Annotated in this window: 24 protein-coding genes; 13 read left to right on the plus strand and 11 right to left on the minus strand. The window is 64.5% G+C overall.

Going from position 1 to position 22,930, the window contains the following annotated elements:
- Positions 1 to 429: 429 nt before the first annotated feature.
- The 7 genes from NJT13_RS07810 to NJT13_RS07840 all read right to left on the minus strand — a co-directional run bounded on the left by NJT13_RS07810 (position 430) and on the right by NJT13_RS07840 (position 7,254).
- Positions 430 to 1,077, minus strand: coding sequence for a DUF8102 family protein (locus NJT13_RS07810; protein ID WP_254524995.1), 648 nt, complete (start codon positions 1,075 to 1,077; stop codon positions 430 to 432).
- Between the two features lie 91 nt (positions 1,078 to 1,168).
- Positions 1,169 to 2,449: an amidohydrolase gene (locus NJT13_RS07815; protein WP_254524996.1), complete on the minus strand. Its 1,281-nt coding sequence runs from the start codon at positions 2,447 to 2,449 to the stop codon at positions 1,169 to 1,171.
- Between the two features lie 125 nt (positions 2,450 to 2,574).
- On the minus strand, positions 2,575 to 2,964 hold the full coding sequence (locus NJT13_RS07820; RefSeq protein ID WP_254524997.1) for a Rid family detoxifying hydrolase: 390 nt from the start codon (positions 2,962 to 2,964) through the stop codon (positions 2,575 to 2,577).
- A 22-nt stretch (positions 2,965 to 2,986) separates the two neighbouring features.
- Positions 2,987 to 4,369, minus strand: coding sequence for an aspartate aminotransferase family protein (locus tag NJT13_RS07825; protein ID WP_254524998.1), 1,383 nt, complete (start codon positions 4,367 to 4,369; stop codon positions 2,987 to 2,989).
- 249 nt (positions 4,370 to 4,618) lie between these two features.
- Positions 4,619 to 6,013: an FAD-binding oxidoreductase gene (locus tag NJT13_RS07830; protein WP_254524999.1), complete on the minus strand. Its 1,395-nt coding sequence runs from the start codon at positions 6,011 to 6,013 to the stop codon at positions 4,619 to 4,621.
- A gap of 4 nt (positions 6,014 to 6,017) precedes the next feature.
- Positions 6,018 to 6,230: a hypothetical protein gene (locus tag NJT13_RS07835; RefSeq protein WP_254525000.1), complete on the minus strand. Its 213-nt coding sequence runs from the start codon at positions 6,228 to 6,230 to the stop codon at positions 6,018 to 6,020.
- A gap of 199 nt (positions 6,231 to 6,429) precedes the next feature.
- On the minus strand, positions 6,430 to 7,254 hold the full coding sequence (locus tag NJT13_RS07840; protein WP_254525001.1) for a helix-turn-helix transcriptional regulator: 825 nt from the start codon (positions 7,252 to 7,254) through the stop codon (positions 6,430 to 6,432).
- A 123-nt stretch (positions 7,255 to 7,377) separates the two neighbouring features.
- Between NJT13_RS07840 and NJT13_RS07845 the strand changes: the two genes are divergently transcribed.
- Positions 7,378 to 8,214, plus strand: coding sequence for a proline dehydrogenase family protein (locus tag NJT13_RS07845; RefSeq protein ID WP_254525002.1), 837 nt, complete (start codon positions 7,378 to 7,380; stop codon positions 8,212 to 8,214).
- 156 nt (positions 8,215 to 8,370) lie between these two features.
- On the opposite strand, the gene NJT13_RS07850 is transcribed toward NJT13_RS07845, so the two are convergent.
- A complete protein-coding gene (locus NJT13_RS07850) occupies positions 8,371 to 8,814 on the minus strand; it encodes a PadR family transcriptional regulator (protein ID WP_254525003.1) in 444 nt (147 codons plus the stop codon).
- Positions 8,815 to 9,045: 231 nt separating this feature from the next.
- Here NJT13_RS07850 and NJT13_RS07855 point away from each other — a divergent pair, with 231 nt between their 5' ends.
- From NJT13_RS07855 to NJT13_RS07865, 3 genes are all read left to right on the plus strand, one after another.
- On the plus strand, positions 9,046 to 9,309 hold the full coding sequence (locus NJT13_RS07855; RefSeq protein WP_425499793.1) for a winged helix-turn-helix domain-containing protein: 264 nt from the start codon (positions 9,046 to 9,048) through the stop codon (positions 9,307 to 9,309).
- A gap of 104 nt (positions 9,310 to 9,413) precedes the next feature.
- Positions 9,414 to 9,740, plus strand: coding sequence for a toxin-antitoxin system TumE family protein (locus NJT13_RS07860; protein WP_254525005.1), 327 nt, complete (start codon positions 9,414 to 9,416; stop codon positions 9,738 to 9,740).
- On the plus strand, positions 9,724 to 10,137 hold the full coding sequence (locus tag NJT13_RS07865; RefSeq protein WP_254525006.1) for an HVO_A0114 family putative DNA-binding protein: 414 nt from the start codon (positions 9,724 to 9,726) through the stop codon (positions 10,135 to 10,137). Before NJT13_RS07860 ends, NJT13_RS07865 begins: the two co-directional genes overlap by 17 nt.
- A 6-nt stretch (positions 10,138 to 10,143) precedes the next feature.
- Here NJT13_RS07865 and NJT13_RS07870 read toward each other — a convergent pair whose 3' ends face one another.
- Entirely contained in the window at positions 10,144 to 10,284 is a 141-nt protein-coding gene (locus NJT13_RS07870) for a hypothetical protein (RefSeq protein ID WP_254525007.1), read from the minus strand.
- Positions 10,285 to 10,915: 631 nt separating this feature from the next.
- Here NJT13_RS07870 and NJT13_RS07875 point away from each other — a divergent pair.
- From NJT13_RS07875 to argS, 5 genes are all read left to right on the plus strand, one after another.
- Complete coding sequence (locus NJT13_RS07875) at positions 10,916 to 11,191, plus strand: IclR family transcriptional regulator (RefSeq protein ID WP_254525008.1); 276 nt, start codon at positions 10,916 to 10,918, stop codon at positions 11,189 to 11,191.
- Between the two features lie 121 nt (positions 11,192 to 11,312).
- Entirely contained in the window at positions 11,313 to 12,272 is a 960-nt protein-coding gene (locus NJT13_RS07880) for a succinylglutamate desuccinylase/aspartoacylase family protein (protein WP_254525009.1), read from the plus strand.
- A gap of 1 nt (position 12,273) precedes the next feature.
- Positions 12,274 to 13,431, plus strand: coding sequence for a threonine synthase (locus NJT13_RS07885; RefSeq protein ID WP_254525010.1), 1,158 nt, complete (start codon positions 12,274 to 12,276; stop codon positions 13,429 to 13,431).
- Positions 13,432 to 13,457: 26 nt separating this feature from the next.
- Positions 13,458 to 13,994: an NUDIX domain-containing protein gene (locus tag NJT13_RS07890; protein WP_254525011.1), complete on the plus strand. Its 537-nt coding sequence runs from the start codon at positions 13,458 to 13,460 to the stop codon at positions 13,992 to 13,994.
- Positions 13,995 to 14,109: 115 nt separating this feature from the next.
- On the plus strand, positions 14,110 to 15,888 hold the full coding sequence (gene argS, locus NJT13_RS07895; protein WP_254525012.1) for an arginine--tRNA ligase: 1,779 nt from the start codon (positions 14,110 to 14,112) through the stop codon (positions 15,886 to 15,888).
- Between the two features lie 127 nt (positions 15,889 to 16,015).
- Here the strand turns inward: argS and NJT13_RS07900 are convergent, their stop codons facing one another.
- Entirely contained in the window at positions 16,016 to 16,555 is a 540-nt protein-coding gene (locus NJT13_RS07900; protein WP_254525013.1) for a DUF8159 domain-containing protein, read from the minus strand.
- Positions 16,556 to 16,862: 307 nt separating this feature from the next.
- The gene (locus NJT13_RS07905) at positions 16,863 to 17,729 is read right to left on the minus strand and encodes a MinD/ParA family ATP-binding protein (protein WP_254525014.1); all 867 of its coding nucleotides are present in this window, start codon (positions 17,727 to 17,729) and stop codon (positions 16,863 to 16,865) included.
- 186 nt (positions 17,730 to 17,915) lie between these two features.
- Here NJT13_RS07905 and prf1 point away from each other — a divergent pair, with 186 nt between their 5' ends.
- From prf1 to NJT13_RS07925, 4 genes are all read left to right on the plus strand, one after another.
- Positions 17,916 to 19,175 carry a peptide chain release factor aRF-1 gene (gene prf1, locus NJT13_RS07910; RefSeq protein WP_254525015.1) on the plus strand — a complete coding sequence of 420 codons (1,260 nt, stop codon included), beginning with the start codon at positions 17,916 to 17,918 and terminating at the stop codon, positions 19,173 to 19,175.
- Between the two features lie 194 nt (positions 19,176 to 19,369).
- On the plus strand, positions 19,370 to 20,299 hold the full coding sequence (locus tag NJT13_RS07915; protein ID WP_254525016.1) for an NAD-dependent epimerase/dehydratase family protein: 930 nt from the start codon (positions 19,370 to 19,372) through the stop codon (positions 20,297 to 20,299).
- 151 nt (positions 20,300 to 20,450) lie between these two features.
- Entirely contained in the window at positions 20,451 to 21,686 is a 1,236-nt protein-coding gene (locus tag NJT13_RS07920) for a lysylphosphatidylglycerol synthase transmembrane domain-containing protein (protein ID WP_254525017.1), read from the plus strand.
- A gap of 7 nt (positions 21,687 to 21,693) precedes the next feature.
- Complete coding sequence (locus NJT13_RS07925; RefSeq protein WP_254525018.1) at positions 21,694 to 22,929, plus strand: alpha-1 4-glucan-protein synthase; 1,236 nt, start codon at positions 21,694 to 21,696, stop codon at positions 22,927 to 22,929.
- The last annotated feature ends 1 nt before the right edge of the window (position 22,930 follow it).

A 22,930-nucleotide genomic window follows, 5' to 3' on the forward strand; every position in this document is an offset into this window, starting at 1 on the left:
TGACGTCGTATACAATAAGTGTTTCTCACTCGCGGAATTCATCCACAGATTGTGTTTACCGTATGCGAGCTCGAGGGGATGGCCGCCCCTGGAGGAAAACGGCCACGGGCACGACTATAATTATTTTTGTAGGACTTTCTGCTCGTTACGGACGGATCGAAAGACAGTCACCGGGCCGTGTACTCGTTTTCGCTCCGTTCCAACGGCAACGTTCGTGCAGAGAGGTTTCTGGGGAAACGGCTGGCGCTGTCGGGACGATCGCTCGAGGGTCGAGACGGGGCCCGACGGGAACGCGGAGCAAACGACGGTGACCGACGATTTCGGCTGCTGCTCGGGGGAGCACCGATCGACCCACTCGTCGAAACGAGAGCAATCACCGTCGGACCGAGAGCCGAAGAAGAATTTCCAGATCGAGTGACTCGTCGACCGTCAGTCCGTCAATTCTTCGAACGTCCGCTTGCGAGACGTGGCGCTCTCGGTCACTCGCTCCGAGAACTCGTCGACGCGACTCTTGATCTCGTCGCGGGTCTCTTCCGGCGAAAACGCATCAGACATCGTCAGTAACCGGACGAACGCGCGGAGTTCCTCGTCGGTGAGTTGGGCGAACTCCTCGTTCTCGAGTTTCTCGATGACCTCGTCGACGTCGATCTGGCCGACTGGTTCGACGTTGAACTCGACGTTGACCATTCGGTAGTTCGACCCGGCGAGGCGCTGTTCGGCCTTCCCGACGCCCTCAGAGAGCATGTCCTTGAACGGGGTGTAGTATCCCATCGTTCCGAGGTGGAGGAACGCGAGCATGTCGGTGATTCCCTGCGTGTACGCGTCGCGTTCGTCGTCGTTCGGGTCGAAAACCGTCTCCCGGTCGCGTTCTTCCATGTACTCGAAGAGAATACTGAAATCGAGAACCGCGTTCCTGACCCGGCGTCGAATTCGGTTTCGCTTCTGTTTTTTCGAGTGGTCAGTATAGTCGGTTTTCCGGCCGAGCAAGAAGTCGCGGTCGGAGGGCGTCAGAATGCCGCGCGGGCGGTCCGAATCCGCCGCCGTCTGGAGCGACTCCGGCACGTCGTCCTGGCTCATATAGCATACAGTGTGTCTGCGCGCGAATTAACGTTTCCCATCCCCCAATCGTGGCTGGGAAAGGACAGTTCGTCGGACGAGGGAAGCCGAGTTACGGCCGGCGACGGGAGAGTTCGATCGCCGTCTCGGAGAGGACCGCGACCCCGATCTCGAGGCACTCCTCGTCGACGTCGAACGTCGGCGTGTGGTGGCTCGTCGGGTGATCCGTGCCGACGAGGACGTAGGAGGCGAGGCCGCCGCCGTCCTGGACGCGCTCCATCAGGTACGTTACGTCCTCGCTCGCGCCGAAATCCTCACTCGGGACCACCCGTTCGACGCCCTCGACCTCCCAGGCGACGTTTCCGATGAGATCACGAAGCGCGGGATGGCTGTCGACGCGCGGCGACTCGCCGAGTACTCGCGGCGTGACGTCACAATCGTGCATCTCGGCGGCGGCATACAGGACGCGCTCGAGTTCGGTGCGTGTATACTCCATCAGCGCCGTCGTCTCGCCGCGCACTTCGGCGTCGATGGAGACCTCCTCGGCGATGACGTTGCTCGCGGTTCCGCCCTCGATGCGGCCGACGTTCACGCGGGTCATCCCGTCGCTGTGTCGCGGGATGGCGTAGGCGTTCTGGATCGCCGTGGCAGCCGCCTGCATCGCGTTCGCACCTTCGCTCGGGGCTTTGCCGGCGTGGGCGCTCGCACCCTCGAACGTCGCGGTCAGGTGGGCCATCGCGAGCGGCTTCTCGACGCCCGCGACGATTTCGCCGGTCGGGTGATCGAGCCCGACGTGGATCGCGAGCAGGTAGTCGACGTCGTCTACGTACCCGCTCTCGGCCATCGCCTTTCCACCGCCCGAGATCTCCTCGGCCGGCTGGAAGAAGACCTTCAGCGTTCCCTCGAACGCGCCGCCTTTGATGGCCTCGATCGTGCCGAGCGCGATCGCGAGATGGGCGTCGTGACCGCAGGCGTGCATGTAGCCGTCGTGTTCGGATCGAAATCCCTCGGCGGCCGGCCGGTGGTCGCGATCGGTCGACTCCCGCATCGAAATCGCGTCGAGATCGACGCGCAATCCGACGCACGGTCCCACCCCTTGCTCGAGGACCGCGACGACTCCCGTGTGGCCGTCGGCCGTGCGCTCTAAGACGTCGGATCGAACGCCGGCCTCACGAGCGCGTTCGACCCAGGGCTCGAGTTCCGACGCGGAGGGGACGGCCATGCGCTCGTCGGTCGCCAGCGCCTCACGGCCGACGGCGAGTTCGTCGACGCCGATTCGCTCGAGTTCCTCCACGATTCGGGCCGTCGTTTTGAACTCGCGCCAGCCGGGTTCCGGGTGGCGGTGAAACGCCCGACGTAACTCGCGCAGTCTGTTTCGTGGCTCGTGAGACATTCGTTAGCAGAAAATAGGGCGAGGTGCTACTTAACCGTGATCGATCACCGGGCCGGCCCGTACCCGATCGAACCGGACGTACGCTTGAGTCGGAGACCGACATCGCGGACCACCGGCGCGGGCGATCAGCCCAGATACGCGGTCGCGTCCATTTCGATGCGAACGTCCTCGGGCAACCGAGCGGCCTCGACGCACACTCTCGCCGGCGGGACCGCCCCGAATCGGGCGCCGTACGCCTCGTTGACCCGGTCGTAGTCCTCGAGATCGGTTAGATAGACGGTGATTTTGACGACGTCTGCGAGTCCGTCGCCGCCGGCTTCGTCGACGACAGCGGCGACGTTGTCGAGCACCCGATCGGTCTGCGCCTCGATGTCGCCGTCGACGGCCTCACCCGTCTCCGGGTCGACCGGGCCGTAGCCGGAGACGTAGAGCGTGTCGCCGGCCCGAACGCCCTGCGAATACGGGTTGTCGGTGTTCGGTGCGTCGTCCGTTCGAATTCGGTGAGCGTCCGACATTTGTTCTCGGGGACCGTCTCGCTCAGGCGGTCCGTTTGGATTCCGCGAAGACGTGTTCGATCGCCTCCTCGACGACGTCCAGTGCAGTCTCGGCCAGGTCTCTCGTGAGCACGAGCGGCGGGATGACTCGCAGGACGTTGCCGTGGCGGCCGGCCGTCCAGACGAGGACCCCGTGTTCGAAGCAGTACTGCTGGACGGCGTCGACGGCGTCGCCGTCCGGGGTACCGTCTGCGTCCACGAACTCGGCGCCGATGAACAGGCCCCTGCCGCGGACGTCGGCGAGGCGTTCGTTTCCGTCGGCGACGTCGCGAAGCCGACCGCGAATGTATTCGCCGAGGTCACGCGCGTGAGCCAGCAAATCGTGATCCTGGATGTACTCGATGGCGCGGGTTCCGGCCCGCATCCCGACGACGTGACCGCGGTACGTGCCGGCGTGGTCGCCCGCGCCCCACGTATCGAGGTCTTCGTGATACATCGTCGCAGAGAGCGGGAAGCCGACGCCGCCGAGCGCTTTCGCCGAGGTCATCACGTCCGGCGTGACGCCTTCCCAGTCGCTGGCCCACCACTGGCCGGTGCGTCCGAGTCCGCTCTGAATCTCGTCGAAGACGAGCACGACGTCGTTGTCGTCGGCGATATCGCGCAGCCCCTGGAGGAAGCCCTCCGGCGGCGCGACGATCCCGCCTTCCCCCAGGATCGGTTCGACGACGATCCCCGCCGGGTTCGCCAGTCCGCCGTACGGATCCTCCACGATGGCCTGAACCTCCTCGAGGGCGTGGTCGACGGCCTCTTCGGGCGTCTTGTCCTGGTGGAACGGGTACGGATACGGCGCGTGGACGACGTCGGGGAGCAGCGGCACGTACGGGCCCTTGAACTTCTTGTTCGACGTGACGCTCATCGCGCCCGTCGTCGCGCCGTGGTAGGACCCGCGGAAGGCGATCAGGCCGTCGCCGCCGGTGTTGTACTTGGCGAGTTTGATCGACGCCTCGATCGCGTCGCTGCCGGTCGGCCCGCCGAAAACGACCCTGTTTTGTCCCTGCAGACCGGCGGGTGCGATCTCGTCTAACTTCTCGATCAGTTCGAGGCGCGCGTCGGTCGGAAAGTCGACCGTGTGGACGAACTTGTCGGCCTGTTCGTGGACGGCCTCGAGAACGTACGGGTTCGAGTGACCGACGTTGAGGACGCCGATCCCCGCGAAGAGGTCGATGTACGTATTGCCGTCCACGTCGCGAACCGTTGCGCCCTTCCCCTCCTCGAACGCGATCGGAATGTCGTTCGGATAGGCCACCGCACTACTGTCGATTCGGTCCTGTTTCTCGAGGAGGTCCCGCGTCTTCGGGCCGGGAACGGAATCGACAGTCGGTGCATCCTGGAAGTGGAGTTCGTCTATCGGCGGTCCTGCCGTCATACGTAGGGGGAGGAGGAACAATCATAAATAACTTGTCCACAGTAACCATAAAAACAGTATACAGTAATTGACTACGTTTTCGTCCGAATCGGTCTCGAGTGGGCCGGCGGACCGCGCAGACGGGATGGCGGTCGTATTCCAGTGTCGGCGGTCATCGGCCTTCGAACGGTTCGAAACGGGTTCGTCGCCGTCGCTATAGAGCGGGTCGAAACGAATTCGACGGGACGGAGGCTCACAAAAAGCGGGTTCTCAGGCCGCAGGCTCGATGTTCTGGTTCACGTGGAAGAAGTTATCCGGGTCGTAGACGGCTTTGACCGCTCGCAGTCGGTCGTGATTATCGCCGTACGTGGCCCGGATCCGATCGTCTCCCTCGTCCATCATGAAGTTGACGTACGAGCCCCCGGCCGAGTGCGGGTGGAGCGCCTCCCAGTACTCGTGGGCCCAGTCGGTGATCACGTCGTCGTTGTCGGCGTCCGAATCGACGCCCGCGACGACCATCGACCAGGTCGCGTCGCGGTAGTTCCAGGCAGTTTCGTCCGCATCGACGCGGCTGGCGGCCCCGTCGATCGGGTAGAGGTGCATGAACGATTGCGTCGTCGGAACCGCCGCGAACCGCTCGTGGACGGCGATGGCGTCGTCCGTGAGTTCCGCGACGAAGTCTCCTTTCCAGTACCACCGGTCGCCGGGCGGGTAGATGTCGTCGAAGACGCTCTGAATGGCCGGGTACGGCATCGGATCGACGTGCTCGAAGAGCGGTTCGGCGACGGTCCGCGCCTCCCGGAGTGCAGCGTTGGCCCGCTCTTCCGTTCCCGTACAGCACCAGACGAGGCCACAGACCGTCTCGCCGTGAATCTCCGGGGGGAACGGCGCGCCCGGAACCTCACCCGTCAGGTAGAACGCGGAGACGTCTTCGGGTGCCTGCGGGAGCCAGTCGCGGTACCATCGCATCGTCGACTCGAGTCGGTCGATCGGCCAGAACATCGGTCCGGCGATCACGGTCTCGACCGGATGGAGCCGGAATTCGAAGGACGTGACCACGCCGAAGTTACCGCCGCCGCCTCGCAGCGCCCAGAAGAGGTCCGGATTCTCCTCGCTGCTGGCGCGGACCAGCCGTCCGTCGGCCAGGACGACGTCGGCGGAAAGCAGGTTGTCGATCGTCAGTCCGTACTGCCGCGTCAGATACCCGTGCCCGCCGCCGAGGGTGAGGCCGCCGACGCCGGTCGTCGAGACGACGCCGCTTACGGTCGCCAGTCCGAACGCGTGCGTCGCGTGGTCGACGTCGCCCCAGGTACACCCGGGTTCGACCCGCACCGTCTTCGCGTCAGGATCGACGCGGACGCCGTCCATCCCGGAGAGATCGATCACGAGACCGTCGTCGACGAGCGCGTGGCCGGCGCCGTTGTGGCCGCCGCTACGGATCGCCGTTTCGAGACCGTGTTCGCGACCGAGGGTTACGGCCGCGATGACGTCGGCGACGTCGGTACAGCGAACGATTACCCGCGGCTCTTTGTCGATCATGCCGTTGTAGATCGCTCGAGCCGCGTCGTATTCGTCGCCCGCGGCCGGGTGGACCACGGGACCGCGGGTGGCCGCTTCGAAGGCCTCGACGACCGGATCGTCGCTCGAGTCGGCGTGTGACGACATCCGCTCACACCCCCCGTGATGCGCCGCGGTGGCTCGTCGATTCCATCGAATCCATCGATTCCATGGTCGGTTCGGTAGTCGGTAACGTGCCTCTCGGTGGGCAGGCGTGCTCGAGGGGGTGGTCGGTCGGGCCGAGGGGACCGGCACCGCCAGTTTCCGTTGGAATTCGGCGGACGACGTCGTCGTTCGCTTCGGTCGTTCGGTAGCGGACAGTCATGTTGGATCTCCGAACGAAGAGACGAGTGCCGCCGACGTGTAAATTCCTCGTGAAATATTTCACCCCGTGAAAGCAGGTGCCGCCGATGGGAAACGAAACTCCGACGAACACGGGACCGACGGACATGGGACAGACCGACACGGGACTGATAAACACGAGACCGACGGACGAACGAATGCGGCGGGTGGGCCAGCGGCGCTCAGGAAAGCAGTTCCGGCGGGAACAGCGACGCTTTCTCCTCGTGACTGACCGGTCGAGCGTCGGCCCGGTGGTGTTCGAATACCGAGAGCGCCCACTCGCGGGCTTCTCGGCTATCGGTATCGATCACGGCCTCGAGCAGGCCCGTCTCCGGATCGTGACAGCAGATCCCGATTCGATCGTCGAAGATGCCGAGTCCACACCGGTCTTCGTCGGGGAGCGCGTCGTGCAAGAGGATGGTGCAGTTATCGCACGCGGTCGCTTCCGCGACCCGTTTCGGCTTCCACGCGACGGTCGCCTCGAGAACCGCCGGCGAGTAAATGTACTCGTAGTCCATGCCGTCGATCACCGACGAGCAGACGGTCTCGTTGTTGATCGATTTGAAGACGGTCGTTCCGAACCCGCACATCGCGGTCGTCTCTTCGATCAACTCTCTGACGCGCTGGACGGGTTCGTAGGGGTAGTTTGGACCGGGATAGGAGACGACTGCGTCGTCGAACAGGTCGACCGAAAATCCCTCCATCTCGCGCGGAAGCCAGCGCCAGACGTCGCGCAGCGTTCGCTCCGTTTCCATCGCGTCACAGAGGGTTCCGAACCGCTCGGCGACGTACTCTCCGAGCGGCGTGAGTTCGTAGGTCGGCCCGTCCCTGACGATCCATCGCCTGTCCTCGAAATCGCCGAGTATTCGCCCCATCGTCGGCGAGGACGCGCCCGTCGCCGCGCGCAGGTCGTTGCGATCCCGCGGGCCCTCGAGCAGCGCCTCGAGGACGCCCGTTCGGTGGGCCGAGCGCGCGAGGAATTCGATCTCGTCGAGTCGACAATCCATGCGAACTGTACGCACAGATCGGTAAAAAGTGTGTCCGGCCCCGAACAGATAGCGCCATCCGGCGAGATGCGCGCGCCGAAAAACGGAGGAACTACCTTACCGTTGGCCTTCCTCTCGGGTGGTATGATCCCGCCGATAGCGAGTCGGTTCGTCGCGGGAGAGTCTCCGGCGAAAGCCCTCGAGCACGTCCGTCAACTGAACGAACGCGACGTGGGCGCGATCGTCAACCTCCTGGGAGAACACTACGACGAGCGCGACCCCGTCGCCGACGACGCGGCCGAGTACCGGACGCTCGTCGAGGACATCGCGAACTCGGGACTCGAGGCGGCCGTCTCCGTCAAGCCCTCGCAGTTGGGACTGGACATCAGCGAGGACGTGTTTCGGGCGGAACTGACCGAGATCGTCGACGCGGCGGCCGACCGCGGCGTCTTCGTCTGGATCGACATGGAAGATCACACGACCACCGACGCGACCCTGGACGCGTTCGAGACGGTCGCCCGCGAGCACGGCGGCGGCGTCGGGGTCTGCGTGCAGGCGAACCTCCGTCGGACGCGCGCGGACGTCAGACGACTCGCCGACGTCCCCGGGAAGGTCCGCTTCGTCAAGGGGGCGTACGATCCGCCGGCCGACGTCGGCTACACCGACGGCGCTCGCGTCGACCGGGAGTATCGGACCCTGCTCGAGTACGCGTTCGAGCACTACGACGGCGGCATCGGCGTCGGAAGCCACGATCCGGCGATGGTCGAATACGCGAAAGCGTTGCACGACCGGTACGGGACTGACTTCGAGATCCAGATGCTCATGGGCGTGCGCGATGACGCCCAGTACGAGTTGGCCGGGGAGTACGAGGTCTGGCAGTACGTTCCCTACGGCGACCGGTGGAAATCGTACTTCTACCGCCGGGTCACCGAACGGACCGACAACCTCAAATTCGCGCTCCGGGCGGTCCTCACCGGGTGACGAGGTACTCGAGAGCTGATCACCGCAGCGGTGTTCCCACCTCGTCAAGCGCGAGCGCGCAGTCGTCGCAGAGCCACCAGCCGACGAGGGGATCTTTTTGCGGAATCTCGGCCCCACAATCCGGGCACCGCCTGGACCCGCGGTCTCGAACCCCGATCATTCCTTCTTCCGCTTCTCTCGAGCGGCCGTCTCAGTCGCGGTCTCGGTCTCGACGGTTCGGATGCCACAAATTTCCGCGAGGCGTTCGGCGCGCTGCAACAGGAGGGCGCGACCCTCGTCCGCGAGGCGGTACTCGGTCGTTCGTTCGGCGGGTCGCACGCGCCTCGAGAGGAGGCCGCGACCGACGAGAACCATCAGATCCGCGTAGAGGCGCGTTCGATCGGCGATGAGCGACCGACGCTCGAGCGCGCGTAGTATCTGGCGTTCGTCGCAGGGCTGTCCGCCGTTTTCGCGGCGGAACACGATCTCGAGGCAATCGCGTTGAATCGCGGTGAGGTCGGTCCACGTCGTCCGTATGGCGACCGAGAGGTGATGATCGTACTCGAGCGATGCGTCTGATCGGTCGGGACTTTCAAGGCCCCGCGAATTGTCATCTTGCATGGCTTGCCTTGCCTGATTACGCGAGCCGCACAGGGCCGGTGTCACTACCACCGAACCCAATTTCCGCGATTGGCTCCCCGGTTAAACGGGCCGTTGCAACTCACGTTGACAGATCAGTCTTCGCCCTGCTGTCTTAAATCTTCTACTATATCGTATAATTTAATCTACGGAAGCATTGAACGAGATCGTCGATTCGAACGATGTAAGAAGGCCGTTGAAAATGGACAATCAATGAGAAAACCCGGTTCATGGATGCAAAATCCGACTGATGAGCGGATTCTCGAAGTGCTCGATACTGGGTTGGAACTCGGGCCGACGGCGATCGGGAGGAATATCGACCGTGACAGAACCGGCGTCAGTCGTCGACTCTCGATGTTGGTCGATTACGGCCTCGTGAATAGGGTCGACGAAGGATATTACGAAATAACTGAACTGGGGAGACGGTACCTGGCCGGCGAACTCGATGCGGACAACCTCGAGTCAGACGAGGAATGATTTGACCGACCGTCGGCCATCCGCCAGTTGGAACCGTGTCGCTGCACTCACAGTGTTGTTAGTGACCACAACAACTATTATGTTGGATCGGATAACAACGACCGATGGCCGGTGACGAAGACGATGACGAAGCCGTGCGGGTGCTGTCCATTCAGGAAGATTTCGGCGACACGTACGTCGAAGTCGAAGCCTGGTCGGTGCCCGAAACGAAGCGGTATCCGGACGGGATGAAGTATTCGATGCAGTACGGAACCATCGACGGCGATACGATACTCAGGTACGATAACTTCCCCGATCACCCCGACGTCGATATCCATCACAGGCACCAATCCGACGACCCCGCCGACGTCGAACGCGTAGACTACCCGGGCCTAGAATCGCTGTACAAACGCTTCAAACGGGAGGTAAGAGATCATGGAGAACCCTGGTAACAAGACAGACGACGATCGGACGATGTATATCCGGTTCGAACGCGGCGACGAACAGGCCACCCTCGAGACGCTTCGCGCGCTGGATCGGGGGGACGAACCGGAACCGCACTTCGAGGTGGTCTACCACGATCCGGACGACCTGCATCGAGTGGTTCGACCGAAGAACCTGGAACTGCTCAGGACGATCGCCCAGCACGATCCAGAGAGCATCCGCGACACGGCCCGCCTCGTCGACCGGGACGTAAAGCAGGTACACGGAAACCTCGAAGAACTCGAGGCATTGCACCTGATCGAATTCGAGCGCGACGGGCGATCGAAGCGGCCGACGGTCTGGTACGACGCGATCGAGGTGGATCTGCCGCTTACCGACGCGGATCCCGACGCCGTTCGGGCCTGAGTAATTTCACGTCACGGAGTCCCCGTCGTCGTCGACCGCGAGTCCGCAGTCGTCACAGAGCCACCAGCCGACGAGCGGATCTTTTTCGGGGATCTCGCCCCCGCAATCCGGGCATCGCCTCGAGTCGTCGCCTCGAGCCCTGTTCATCCGTTCTCCCGCTTCTCTCGAGCGGGGGGTTCGGACTCGACGGTTCGGATGCCACAGACCTCCGCGAGGCGCTCGGCGCGCTGTAACAGGAGTGCGTGGCCCTCATCCGTGAGGCGGTATTCGGTCGTGCGTTCGGAAGGGTGACTCTCTCTCTCGAGAGAAGTCCCCGACCGACGAGAACCATCAGATCCGCGTACAGGTGCGTTCGCTTGGTGATGGGTGACCGGCGCTCGAGCGCGCGTAGTATATCGCGTTCGTCAACCGGACTCGCGTCGTTCTCGCGACGGAACACGATCTCGAGGCAATCGCGTCGAATCGCGGTGAGGTCGGTCCACGTCGTCTTGCAAGCAGACGGGAGGTGACGATCGTGCTCGAGCGAAGCATCCGATCGGGCGGGGAGTTCGGGGGTTCGTGTGTCGTCTTGGTCCATGACGTTTCACAGCGTGGTGACGGCACTGTTGTGACATCCTCGGCAGGTCCGGCCGACGAGATTCGAGTCGTATATTGCACAGCAAGTAACCCTATCCGTTGCATTGTCAATAAAAGTAACCCCATATGTTGCATATTGCAACATATAGGGCTATTCGTAAGACTCCTGATTATTTAATCGTCGGAAAACAAGCAGACAACCGTGCAACCGAGCTGGTGGAGCAAGTACGACGGGCCGATACTCGAGATGCTCTCCGAGAGCGGGAAGGCCCTTCCACCACGCGTTATTTTGTTCAATCTCGAATACGAAGAACGGGCCTCGCCCCACCGATCAACGGTAAAGCGACGTCTAAAGCGCCTCACGGATCACGGGCTCGTGGAGAAAATTGACGATTCGGGATATTACATTCTCACTGACAGGGGTCGGTCGTGGATCGAAGGGGAACTGGACAGCAGTAAATTGGAGTCGGATCAGTAAGACACAGTTCGAACTGACCGGTCGACATCCGAGCGTAGTTACGCCACCGTCGCCATCCGGGCTAGCGGAATCCCCGAGATCAAAGGATAGTATAAAGACGAACGGGTTCAACGTGAGGGACATGACGACGACGCTCGGAACGGCGAGCGCGGGGCCCGGCGAGATCGATACGGGCCGTCTCGAGGTCGGCGAAACGCGGGATGGGAGCCCGTTTGGGCTCCCCGTCGCCGTGATTAATGGCGACTCTCCCGGACGGACTCTCTACATGCAGGCGGCCAGTGATGGGGACGAACTCAACGGCGTGGGCGTGATCCAGCGCGTCGTGCCGCAACTCGATCCCGCCGAACTCTCGGGAACGATTCTGATCGTCGGGATCGTAAACTATCACGCGTTTCAAGTCGCCGAACACCGGAATCCGATCGACGACACGAAGATGAACCGGGCCTACCCCGGCAACGAAGAGGGCACCTCGAGCGAGCGGATCGCGGCCGCGACCTTCGAGGCCGCGACTCGAGCCGATTTGATCCTCGATCTCCACCAGGGATCGACCAGCCGAATGCTCGACGAGGTTCGCGTCCGCTGCGGAAAGCGCCACCGACTCCACGAGCAGTGTCTCGAACTCGCGAAGGCCTTCGGCTGTGGCTACGTGCTCGACCAGAAGGGGCCGGACGGCCAACTCGCCCGCGCGGCGCCCGACGAGGGAATTCCGACCGTCGATCCCGAACTCGGCGGTGCGGTCGGCTGGGACGAAGAGAGCATTCGAACGGGCGTCGAGGGCGTGTTCAACGTGCTCCAGTACTTCAACTTCCTCGAGGGCGACCAGTCCCTCGAACCACAGACCCGCGCCGGCGGATTCGAACAGTACGGTGCGCCGGCGGGCGGGCTCGTGACCATGCGAAAGGAACTCGGCGACCGCGTTCGTCCGGGCGAGACGATCTTCGAAGTGACGACGCCCTTCGGCGACCCGAAAGGCGAAGTGACGGCCGACGGCGACGGCATCCTCTGGCGGGCGCGTCGGCTCCCACAGGTCGCGACGGGCGAGTACGTCTGCTCGGTCGGCACCGAGATCGGTGAATACTGAGATGGCCTCCGATCTCACCTGCCCCGAGTGCGGAGCCGTCTACGAGGCCGGCCCGGACGAACCGTGGCGCTGTGCCTGCGGCCACGCCCTCGAGTTCACCGAACGGCCCCACCCGGAGGGTAAGCCGTTGCCGCTTCACAGCCTCGATACCAGCGACGGGCTCTGGACGTTCTTCGAGTTCCTCCCGATCGAACAGCACGTCACCTTCTACGAGGGGTTCACGCCGATGGTCGACGCCCCCGACTGGGACGCCCAGTTCAAACTCGAGTACGTCTTCCCCACGGGGTCGTTCAAAGACCGCGGCGCGACGACGACCCTCTCGCGGGCCGTCGAACTCGGCGTCGAGAGGGTCATCGAAGACTCGTCGGGGAACGCCGGCGCGTCGATCGCGACGTACGCGGCCCGGGCGGGGCTCGAGGCGGACATCTACGTCCCGTCCGACGTCAAACAGTCGAAGCTGATGACGATTCAGCGGGCTGACGCCCGTCCCGTCCGCATCGATGGAACGCGATCGGACGTCACGGCGGCCTGTCTCGAAGCCGTCGAGGGCGACGCCGACGCCGCGGCGGACGCGAGCGAGGACGACACCGCCCCGAGACAGACGGGCGAAGGCTGGTACGCCAGCCACGCCTGGAATCCCGCGTTCCTCGCCGGAACGATGACGTTCGCCTTCGAAGTGGCCGCCCAGCAAGGCTGGTCCGTCCCGGACGCGATCGTCCTCCCGATCGGGCAGGGGACGCTGTTCCTCGGGGCCTATCGAGGATTCTCGCTGCTCAACGAGGCCGGTATCGTCGACGGCATGCCCCGACTGCTCGGCGCGCAGGCGGCCGGCTACGCACCGATCGTCGACGCGCTCGGCGGCGAGACGACGGACGAAGACGGTCACGGAACGACCATCGCCGACGGGATTCAGATCACCGACCCGGCACGACGGGCCGAAATACTGGAGGCGATCGAGGAGACCGGCGGCGACGCGATCGCGCTCGGCGGCGATCCGATCGAGACCGCACTCGATCGACTCCACCGGAACGGGTTCTACGTCGAACCGACCTGTGCGGTCGCACCGGCCGCCCTCCACCAGTACCGCGAAGACGGCGTCCTCGAGGCGGACGACGACGTCGTCGTTCCGCTGACCGGGAGCGGACTGAAAACCCTTTGAACCGCCAGTCCCGAACACTCGGCTAGATGGTCAGCCGACCGCCGACGTTTTGCCCCGATTGCGGTACTCGACTCGAGCCGATCACGTTCGACGATCGCGATCGCATGCGCTGTCCGACCTGCGAGTCCATCGTCTGGCACAACCCGGTCCCCTGTGCCGGCGTCGCAGTAGTCGATTCGTCCCGTTCCGATCCCGCCGTCCTCTGTGTCGAACGCGGCGTCCCGCCGGGAGTGGGCGAGTGGACGATCCCCGGCGGCCACATGGAGATCGGGGAGGAACCGCCCGCGGCGGCCGCCCGGGAACTCGCCGAGGAGACCGGCGTGGTCGTCGACCCCGCCGACCTCGAGATACTGGCCGCGTCGGCGATGCCGCCCCGCACCGGCAAGTACGTCGTCACGGTCCACTACGTGGCCGACCGGGCCGACGCGGAGGGCCGACTGGCGGCCGGGAGTGACGCGACGGACGCGCGATTCTGGACGCCGAGCGAGTTCGACGACTCTGACGAGCGCTTTCGGCCGGTCCACGAAAACCGGTTCCGCGAGGCTGCGGCGCTGTTCGAGTGAGCGGGGCGGCGCGATGGGGGCTGGTATAGTCCGCGGCTCGCGTCGGACCGATCGACCGAGCGGCGACGAGACGAAACCCGACATTCCTTTACTCGAGCCCTGAATACGGGCGGGTATGTTCCTCTCCCTACGCGCAGAGGTCGAAGACGCCCTGGACGGGGCGCTCTCGACGCTCGGCTTTCCGACGGACGATCTGGGGCTCGAAGAACCACCGGACGACGTCGACAGCGTTCTCGCCTCGAGCGTCGCGTTCCGGCTGGCCGGCGAGGCGGGCGCGGCGCCGCCGCAGGTCGCGGACCAGATCGCAGCCGAGATCGACGCCGAGCAGTTGACGCACGTCTCCGACGTGGAGACCCAGGGCCCCTACCTCAATTTCCTCCCGAGCGACGCGTACCTCGCGGCGACGCTCGAGGAAGCGACGGACGATTCCTACGGTACCCTCCCGGATCGCGAGGAGTCGGTCGTCGTCGAACACACCAGCGCGAACCCGACGGGACCCGTCCACGTCGGCCGCGCCCGAAACCCGATCATCGGCGACGCCGTCGCGAACGTCCTCGCCTTTGCGGGCTACGACGTCGACCGCCACTACTACGTCAACGACGCCGGACGGCAGATGGCCGTCTTCACGTGGGCCTACGAAACGTTCGACGAGGAGGACTTAGAGAACGCGCCCGAGCGCGACCGCATCGAATACGATCTCGTGCGCTACTACCGGAAGGGCAACGCGTTCCTCGAGAACGCGCCCGAAGCCGACGTCGAGGCGGCCGAAGCGGAGATCGAATCGATCATGCGAGGGCTCGAAGCGGGCGACGACGAGGCCTACGAGCGCGTCAGCGAGGTCGTCGACCAGGTTCTCGGCGGGATGACGGAGTGTCTCGCGCGCCTGCCCGCCAAGTTCGACGAGTTCGTCAAGGAGACGCGATTCATGCGCAACGGCGCGACCGAGGCGCTCGTCGACCGACTCCAGGACCTCGACGAGGCGGTGTACGAGGAGGACGCCTGGCAACTCGAACTCGAAGACCACGGCATCGACAAGAACCTGGTCTTCCTGCGGTCGGACGGCACCTCGCTGTACGTCACCCGCGACCTGGCCCACCACGAGTGGAAGTTCGACGAGTACGACCGCGCGGTGACCGTCCTCGGCGAGGACCACAAACTCCAGGCGAGACAGCTCCGGACGACCCTCGAGTTACTGGGCAACGATACCGATCAGCTGCAGCAGGTCCTGTATTCGTACGTCAACCTCCCCGAGGGGAAGATGAGCACGCGCCGCGGGACCGGCGTCGACCTCGACGACCTGCTCGACGAGGCCATCGACCGCGCCCGCGGGGAGGTCGAAGACCGGCTGGACGACCGCATCCGCGACGACGACCTCGACGAGGCGGACATCGAGCGGATCGCCCATCAGGTCGGGATCGGCGCCGTCCGCTACGACATCGTCTCCAAGCAGCCGACGAAGGCGATTACCTTCGAGTGGGATCGGGCACTCGACTTCGAAGCCCAGTCAGCCCCCTACGTGCAGTACGTCCACGCGCGCTGCTGTGGCATTCTAGAAGAGGCCGGAATCGACCCCGAGACCGGCATGGACGACGTCGAAACGGCCGTCGACGCCGACCGTCTCGAGACGCCCGAAGAACGGGACCTCCTCGAGACGATCGCGCGGTTCCCGGCGGTCGTCGACGAGGCCGCGGACGACCTCGAGCCCCACCAGGTCGCGACCTACACCCGCGAGTTCGCCGACCGGTTCAACGGCTTCTACCGCGAGTGTCCGGTGCTGGCCGACGACGTCGATCCGGCGGTCCGCGAGGCGCGACTGGCGCTGGTGGCCGCTTCGAAGCACACGGTCGCCAACGCCCTGTCGATCCTGGGCGTGGCAGCGCCGCGCTCGATGTGAGTCGTCCGAGCCACGTCGACCTCGTCCGACGAAGACGCCTCGTTCCGCTCGGTTGCACGGACCCGTCCCTCATCGCGTCCCGCGGCCAGCCAAAAGAACGATAGCCACTCGGGCTCTCCGGCGAACGTTAGCGAGCCTCGTCCGCGGTCTCGAGGACGCGGTCGAGGAACTCTTCCCGGTCCATCTCGTCGTTGATGAACTTGATCGCCCACGACACGTCGACGTAGAACGACATCACCATCGCGCCGTCCTTCTCGAGGACCCACGTGACGCTGTCGACCGCGGCCGCGAACGCCTGTGGGTCGGTGATCGCCCGCCGCAGATCGGCGGCGAGGGTTTCGAGTTCCGTGAACAGCGTCTCGGGGTCGGTCGTCGTCGTCGTGGCGACGACGTCGACCTCTTTGTCGTTTTTGTTGACGTCCTCGATCGTCAGCTTCTGGCTGCTGAGTTTCAGTTTGTCCCGGTCGAGGCCTGGAATGTCGGCTTTCTTGTCGGAGTCGCCGGAATCGTCGTTGCCGTTGCCGTTCCCGTTGCCGTCGCCGTCGAGCGAGTCGTCGGAGCCGTCTCCGTTCTGATTTGATTCGTCGCCAGTCTGGTCGCTGGAACAGCCGGCGAGGACGGTTGCGATCGCTGCGCCACTACCGAGGAGGATCTTTCGTCGCTCCATGGACGAGCCATCGAGAACGGTTATGATTAGTAATCAGTTCGTTATGCTTTCCATCGACAACGACGACGAATTTAGGTGGTAATCACCCCGAAACAGGCTCGAGAAATGACCAACAAACCGGTCGAAACTGTATCCGTATCGGGATTTCCCGGTCGTTACGACGGCCGTGACGGTCACAGAGAAAAGAGAGTCACGAACGGACGGTATTCACTCCATTCGATAGAAGCGGAGACGATGTCCGCAGACGCAACGGTAGAAAGCAGTCCGTACCGGCCGACGACGTCACCGGCCGCGTCCGAGCGGCCGATCAGGAGTCGGTTTCGGCATCCGTAATGGCGCTCGAAACGTCGTCGTGTGCCGCTTCGCGGCCCGTCGAATCGCCTTTCGGGTCGACCGGCGGGTTCGAACGGGAGCCGGTCGGCGGTCGTCTGTTCGTGCCGCCATCGGTGGCGGGCTCTGCGATGTCGACGCCCGTCAAATCCGACGCGAGCCGGCGGTAGGCGACGGCACCCGGCCCGTTCGGTTCGAACACGACGAGCGGCGTGCCGGCGTAGATGCTGTCTCGAGCGGCGGGATCCTCGGGAACGATCCCGAGCAGCGACACCCCGAGGCGGTCCGCGAGTTCCTCGTGGGAGATGTCGCTGTCGGGTCGGGTCCGGGTGAGGACGAGGCCGGCGACGGAGCCACCGGCGCGATCGGTCAACTCGAGGGTCTTTTTCGAATCGTGGATAGCGGCGGGTTCGGGCGTCGAGACGATGACGACGGCGTCGGCCAGTCCCAGCGGGAGGACCGTCTCGTGGCTGATACCCGCGCCGACGTCGAGAAAGACGTAATCGAATTTCGTCCGAAGCGTGGCGACGGCCGTACCGAGCCCTTCGGGTGAGGTTTCGGCGTACTCGTCGAGGCTGGTCCCGCTGGGAACAGCGAAGATGTTGTCCGCCAATCGGTACGTGGCGTCGTCGACCGATGCGTTGCCCGCCAAGACGTCGTATAGGGTCGTCGAGTCGGGAGAGAGGCTGACGAACCCGGCGAGGTTCGCCATGCCGAGATCCGCGTCGACGATGGCGACGCGCTTTCCGGCCTCGGCCAGCGCCGTCCCGAGATTGACCGTCGTCGTCGTCTTCCCGACACCACCTTTCCCGCTCGCGATAGCGTAGACCGTCTCCTGAGACATACTCGATTACTGTCCTGACCCTAGAACGGCAACACCTTAAATCGTCACCTAACCTCTCGGCTCGTTATGGCGCGCCGACACGTCTCGCATAGTCGGAAAAACGACGCCACGACTCCGCCAGCGCTCGGTTGCACGACGAGGGGTGTGTCAAAGGATTCTTACCCACAGCAGCGTTTTGTTCGACTAATGAGCCAGGAGAGGGAACAGGAGCAATCCGACCGGAAGAAATACGAGTTCCGGAAGGTCATCGAGGATCTCAAGAACTACGACGGCTCCGGAACGCAGCTCGTGACGATCTACGTTCCCGAGGATAGACAGATCAGCGACGTCGTCCAGCACGTCACACAGGAACACAGCGAAGCGGCCAACATCAAATCCAAGCAGACCCGAACCGCCGTCCAGGACGCGCTGACGAGCATCAAAGACCGGCTCCGATACTACGACACCTATCCACCCGAAAACGGCATCGTCCTCTTCTCGGGTGCCGTCGACTCCGGCGGCGGGCAAACAGAGATGGTCACCAACGTCCTCGAGAGTCCGCCCCAGCCTATCGAGTCCTTTCGGTATCACTGCGACTCGGACTTTCTGACCGAACCGCTCGAGGAGATGCTCGCCGACAAGGGACTCTACGGCCTGGTCGTCCTCGACCGCCGCGAGGCCAACGTCGGCTGGCTGAAGGGCAAACGAATCGAACCGGTCAAATCCGCGTCCTCGCTCGTTCCCGGCAAGCAGCGCAAAGGTGGCCAGTCCGCACAGCGATTCGCTCGCCTGCGCCTCGAGGCGATCGACAACTTCTATCAGGAGGTCGCAGGAATGGCGAACGACCTGTTCGTCCCGAAGCGCCACGAACTCGACGGAATCCTCGTCGGCGGCCCCTCGCCGACCAAAGACGAGTTCTTGGACGGCGACTACCTCCACCACGAGATTCAGGACAACGTCATCGGGAAGTTCGACGTCGCGTACACGGACGAATCGGGACTGAAGGATCTGGTCGACAACGCCGAGGACGCCCTGGCCGACGCCGAGGTGATGAAAGACAAGCAGGTGATGGAGGAGTTCTTCGAGGAACTCAACGCCGGGGACCTGGCGACCTACGGCTTCGAGCAGACGCGTCGAAACCTGATGATGGGCGCGGTCGACCGCCTGTTGATCAGCGAGGACCTCCGGAAGGACGTCGTCACCTACGACTGTCCGGAGTGTGGCGCAACCGAGCGCGAGGTGATCGACCGGCGAAAGTCGACGCCGACGCACACCTGCACCGAGTGTGGAACCGACGTCGAGGCGACCGAAGAGGACCGCGAGGACGCGATCGACCACCTCATCGACATCGCCGAACAGCGCGGGACCGAGACGAAGTTCATCTCGACGGACTTCGAGAAGGGTGAACAGCTCTACAACGCCTTCGGCGGCTTCGCCGGGATTCTGCGGTATTCGACCGGCGTCTAAGCGGATTCTTCGAACGGACGTCCCGGTCGTCCGGACCGAAATCGGAGAGCGGAACCGACGTCGAGAAACGGGAACCGATAGCAGGGAAAGCGAACAGTCTCCGGAGAACGCCAATCGACCGCAGGGGACGCGAAATCCGTCGACTGGCCGGCGAAACCCAACAGGATTAACCGCTCGCCGAGTGAGTATCGCGTATGCCCCTCTCGAATCGACGGATCCTCGTCACGGGTGGCGCTGGGTTCATCGGCTCGCACCTCTCGGAGCGACTGCTCGCGGACGGTGCCGACGTCCTCGTCGTCGACAACTTTTCGAACGGTGATCGCGATCGCATCCCCGACGACGCGGACTTTCTCGAGGCCGACCTCACCGAACCCACCGCACTCGAGGGCCACCTCGACGACGTCGACCTCGTCGTCCACCTGGCGGCGTCGAAGCACGTCGACACGGACCGCCCGCACGGCCAGTTCGACGACAACACGCGGATGACCCGAAATATCCTCGAGTCGATGGCCGACGCGGACGTCACGGAAATCGCCTACACCTCCTCCTCGACGGTCTACGGCGAAGCCCCGCGACCGACGCCGGAGGATTACGCCCCGCTCGAGCCGATCAGCGCCTACGGAGCCAGCAAGCTGGCGGACGAAGGGTTACTTTCCGCGCGGGCCCACAGCCACGACCTCACCGTTTGGAATTTCAGGTTCGCGAACGTGGTCGGCCCCCGCCTCAGGGGAGCGGTGATCCCCGATTTCGTCGAGAAACTACGGGCCGATCCCGAGACGCTTTCGATCCTCGGTGACGGCCGCCAGGAGAAGTCCTACCTTCACGTCGAGGACTGCCTCGACGCCATGCTCCACGTCGTCGAGCACGCCGACGACGCGATGAACACGTACAACCTCGGCACGCGCACGACGACCTCGGTCGACCGGATCGCGACTATTGCCGCAGAGGAACTCGGCGTGGAACCCGATCGGGAGTATACCGGCGGCGAACGGGGCTGGACCGGTGACGTCCCGAAGATGCGCCTCTCCATCGAGAAGCTGTCCGCGCTGGGTTTCGAACCCCGTCTCTCGAGCGACGAGGCGGTGCGACGGTCGACGCGGGAGATCGTCGAAGAGGTACGATAGCCGGCGGTCGAAGACGGGAACCGACGACGACCGAGGACGACCGGCAACGGTCGGCGGTAGGTGGAAGCCAAAACGGCCCCGAGAACGACCCGATCCCGCGATCGCGAGTGTTTTAGGTGGGCTTAAATATCTGGGCCGGGAGGATAGGGCCATGGAAGGCGAGGGTGAGCGGACCGGTCCGTCCGCTCCCGATGCCGGCTCGGTCTCGAGCGCCGAAAGCGACGGGACGGGCGCGGAGAGTGTCGGTCGCGGTGCGAGCCGGGAAAACGCCTGCGAGGGATCGCCGGGTCACAGATTCACCGCCGCCCTGACTCGCCGCCGACTGACGGTGGCCGGGACGATGGTCGTGCTTCTCGGACTCGTCGTCGTGATACGGGAACTCGACGTGCGGACGGTCGCGTCCGAGATCTCGAGTGCAGATCCGCTCGTGCTCGCCGGCGCGGTCGCCGTCTACGCCGTCTCGTGGCCGCTCCGTGGTCGCCGGTATCGCGACGTGCTCGCGGCGATGGACCACCGCAGCGACACCGCGTTTGCCACGATCGCGATCTTCGTCAGTCAGACGGCGAACCTCGCGGTCCCGGCGCGAGCCGGCGACGCGGTGCGCGCACACGTACTGCGGACGAACCGCGACGTACCGTATTCCGCCGGGTTCGCGTCGTTGGCCGTCGAGCGGGTGTTCGACCTGACGACGATCGCGGCGCTCGCGGCGCTCGCCGCGGCGTGGCTCGCGCTGGGCGATGCGGCCGGGACGCTCCGGACGGTCGCGTCGGCCGACGGGGCGAGGATTACCGTCCTGTCCGCGGCGACGGTGAGTCTCGCGGCTGCAGGTGTCGGCCTCGCGGTCGTCACGTCCGCTCGAGCGGATCACGGACTCGGTGCGTGGGTGCGGGATGGGGTCGGCGGCCGGCCGCGGCTCGAACGGGCCGTCACGGCCGGGCTCCGGTTCGCGACGGCGGTCCAGACGGTCGCCCGGCAGCCGCGCGCGCTCGGACGAATCGGGGCCGGGAGTCTCGCCGTGTGGTCGCTCGACGTGTGTACCGCAGTTCTCGTTCTGGCTGCGCTCGGAAGCGACCTCGCGTTCGCCACGCTGGTGGCGGTCGGAACGCTCGCGGTTAGCGTGGGGAACCTCGCGAAAGTTCTTCCCCTCTCCCAGGGCGGCGTCGGGCTCTACGAGGCCGCCTTTACGGCGCTGATCGTCGGGCTCACGCCGATCGGTGCGAGTACGGCGCTCGCCGCGGCGATCGTCGATCACGCGCTGAAAAACGCCGTGACGCTGGTCGGCGGCGCCGGCGGGACTCTCGCGCTCGGTCTCTCCCTCTCGGACGCGACGGGGGAGCCGGATCCGACGCGAAATAACGGTAGTTTTTTAGGCGAGCCTAAAAGATAGTGGCACAATGGATCAGGATATCTGCGTCGTCGTGCCGACGATTCGGGAGTACGAGTGTCTCCGCTCGTACTTCGGAAACGCGCGGGAACACGGATTCGACCTCTCGCGGCTCCACGTGGTTCTCGTCACCGAGAACTTCTGCGAGACGAAAGCGATGGAAACGATGCTCGCCGAGGAGGGCGTTTCGGGCGAGGTTTTCGACGGGAGCCGTCGCGAGGAGTGGTACGCCGACCACGACGTCGCGGAGTACTCCCACGTCGTCCCGGCGGCGAGCCACGCCGAGACGAGTTTCGGCCTGCTCTACATGTGGGCCCACGACGAGTTCGACTACGGCTTCTTCATCGACGACGACACCCTTCCGCACCCCGACGAGGACTTCTTCGGGACGCACATGGGGAACCTGGCTTTCGAAGGCGACGTCGAATCGGTCGCCTCCGACGAGCGGTGGGTCAACGTGTTGTACCAGAACGCGGACGACCACGGCCTCTACCCGCGGGGGTACCCGTACTCGGCGATGGGCGAGACCGTAGAGACCGCTACCGCCCACGTCGACGCCGGCGACGTCGTCGCCTCGCAGGGCCTGTGGACGAACGTGCCCGACCTCGACGCCGTTCGCATCCTGATGGACGGCGACCTCGAGGGGCAGGCCCAGACCCGGACCGCGAGCGAGGACTTCGGCGACGACTTCGTCGCCGCTCGCGGCAATTACCTCACGGTCTGCTCGATGAACCTCGCCTTCCGGCGCGAGGTGATTCCCGCGTTCTACCAGCTGCCGATGGACGACAACGAGTGGAACGTCGGCCGGTTCGACGACATCTGGTCGGGGGTCTTCCTCAAGCGAGCCTGCGACGTGCTCGGCAAGCGCATCTACAACGGCGCGCCGCTTTGCGAACACAACAAGGCCCCTCGAAGCACCTTCGACGACCTCAACAACGAGGTTCCGGGACTCGAGCTCAACGAACACCTCTGGCGGGTGATCGACGGCGTGGAACCGGAGGGTCCACGGGCCGTTCAGCCGGCGGAGCCGTCCGAGGACGATGGTAGCGGCGACGCGGACGACTACGCGGCCGTCTTCGAGGCGATGGGCCGCGAACTCGCCGACGGTGAGTGGGAGGAGTACAACAACGGCGCGTTCTTCAACTACGTCGGCGAACACATGCTCGACTGGCTCGAGTGCCTCGCGGCGCTCGGATCGGGCGCCGGCCCCGAAACGGACCGCGCACAGGTCGTCGCCGACGACTGAA

This window comes from Natrinema caseinilyticum, from assembly GCF_024227435.1.
In the GTDB taxonomy this organism is placed as follows: domain Archaea; phylum Halobacteriota; class Halobacteria; order Halobacteriales; family Natrialbaceae; genus Natrinema; species Natrinema caseinilyticum.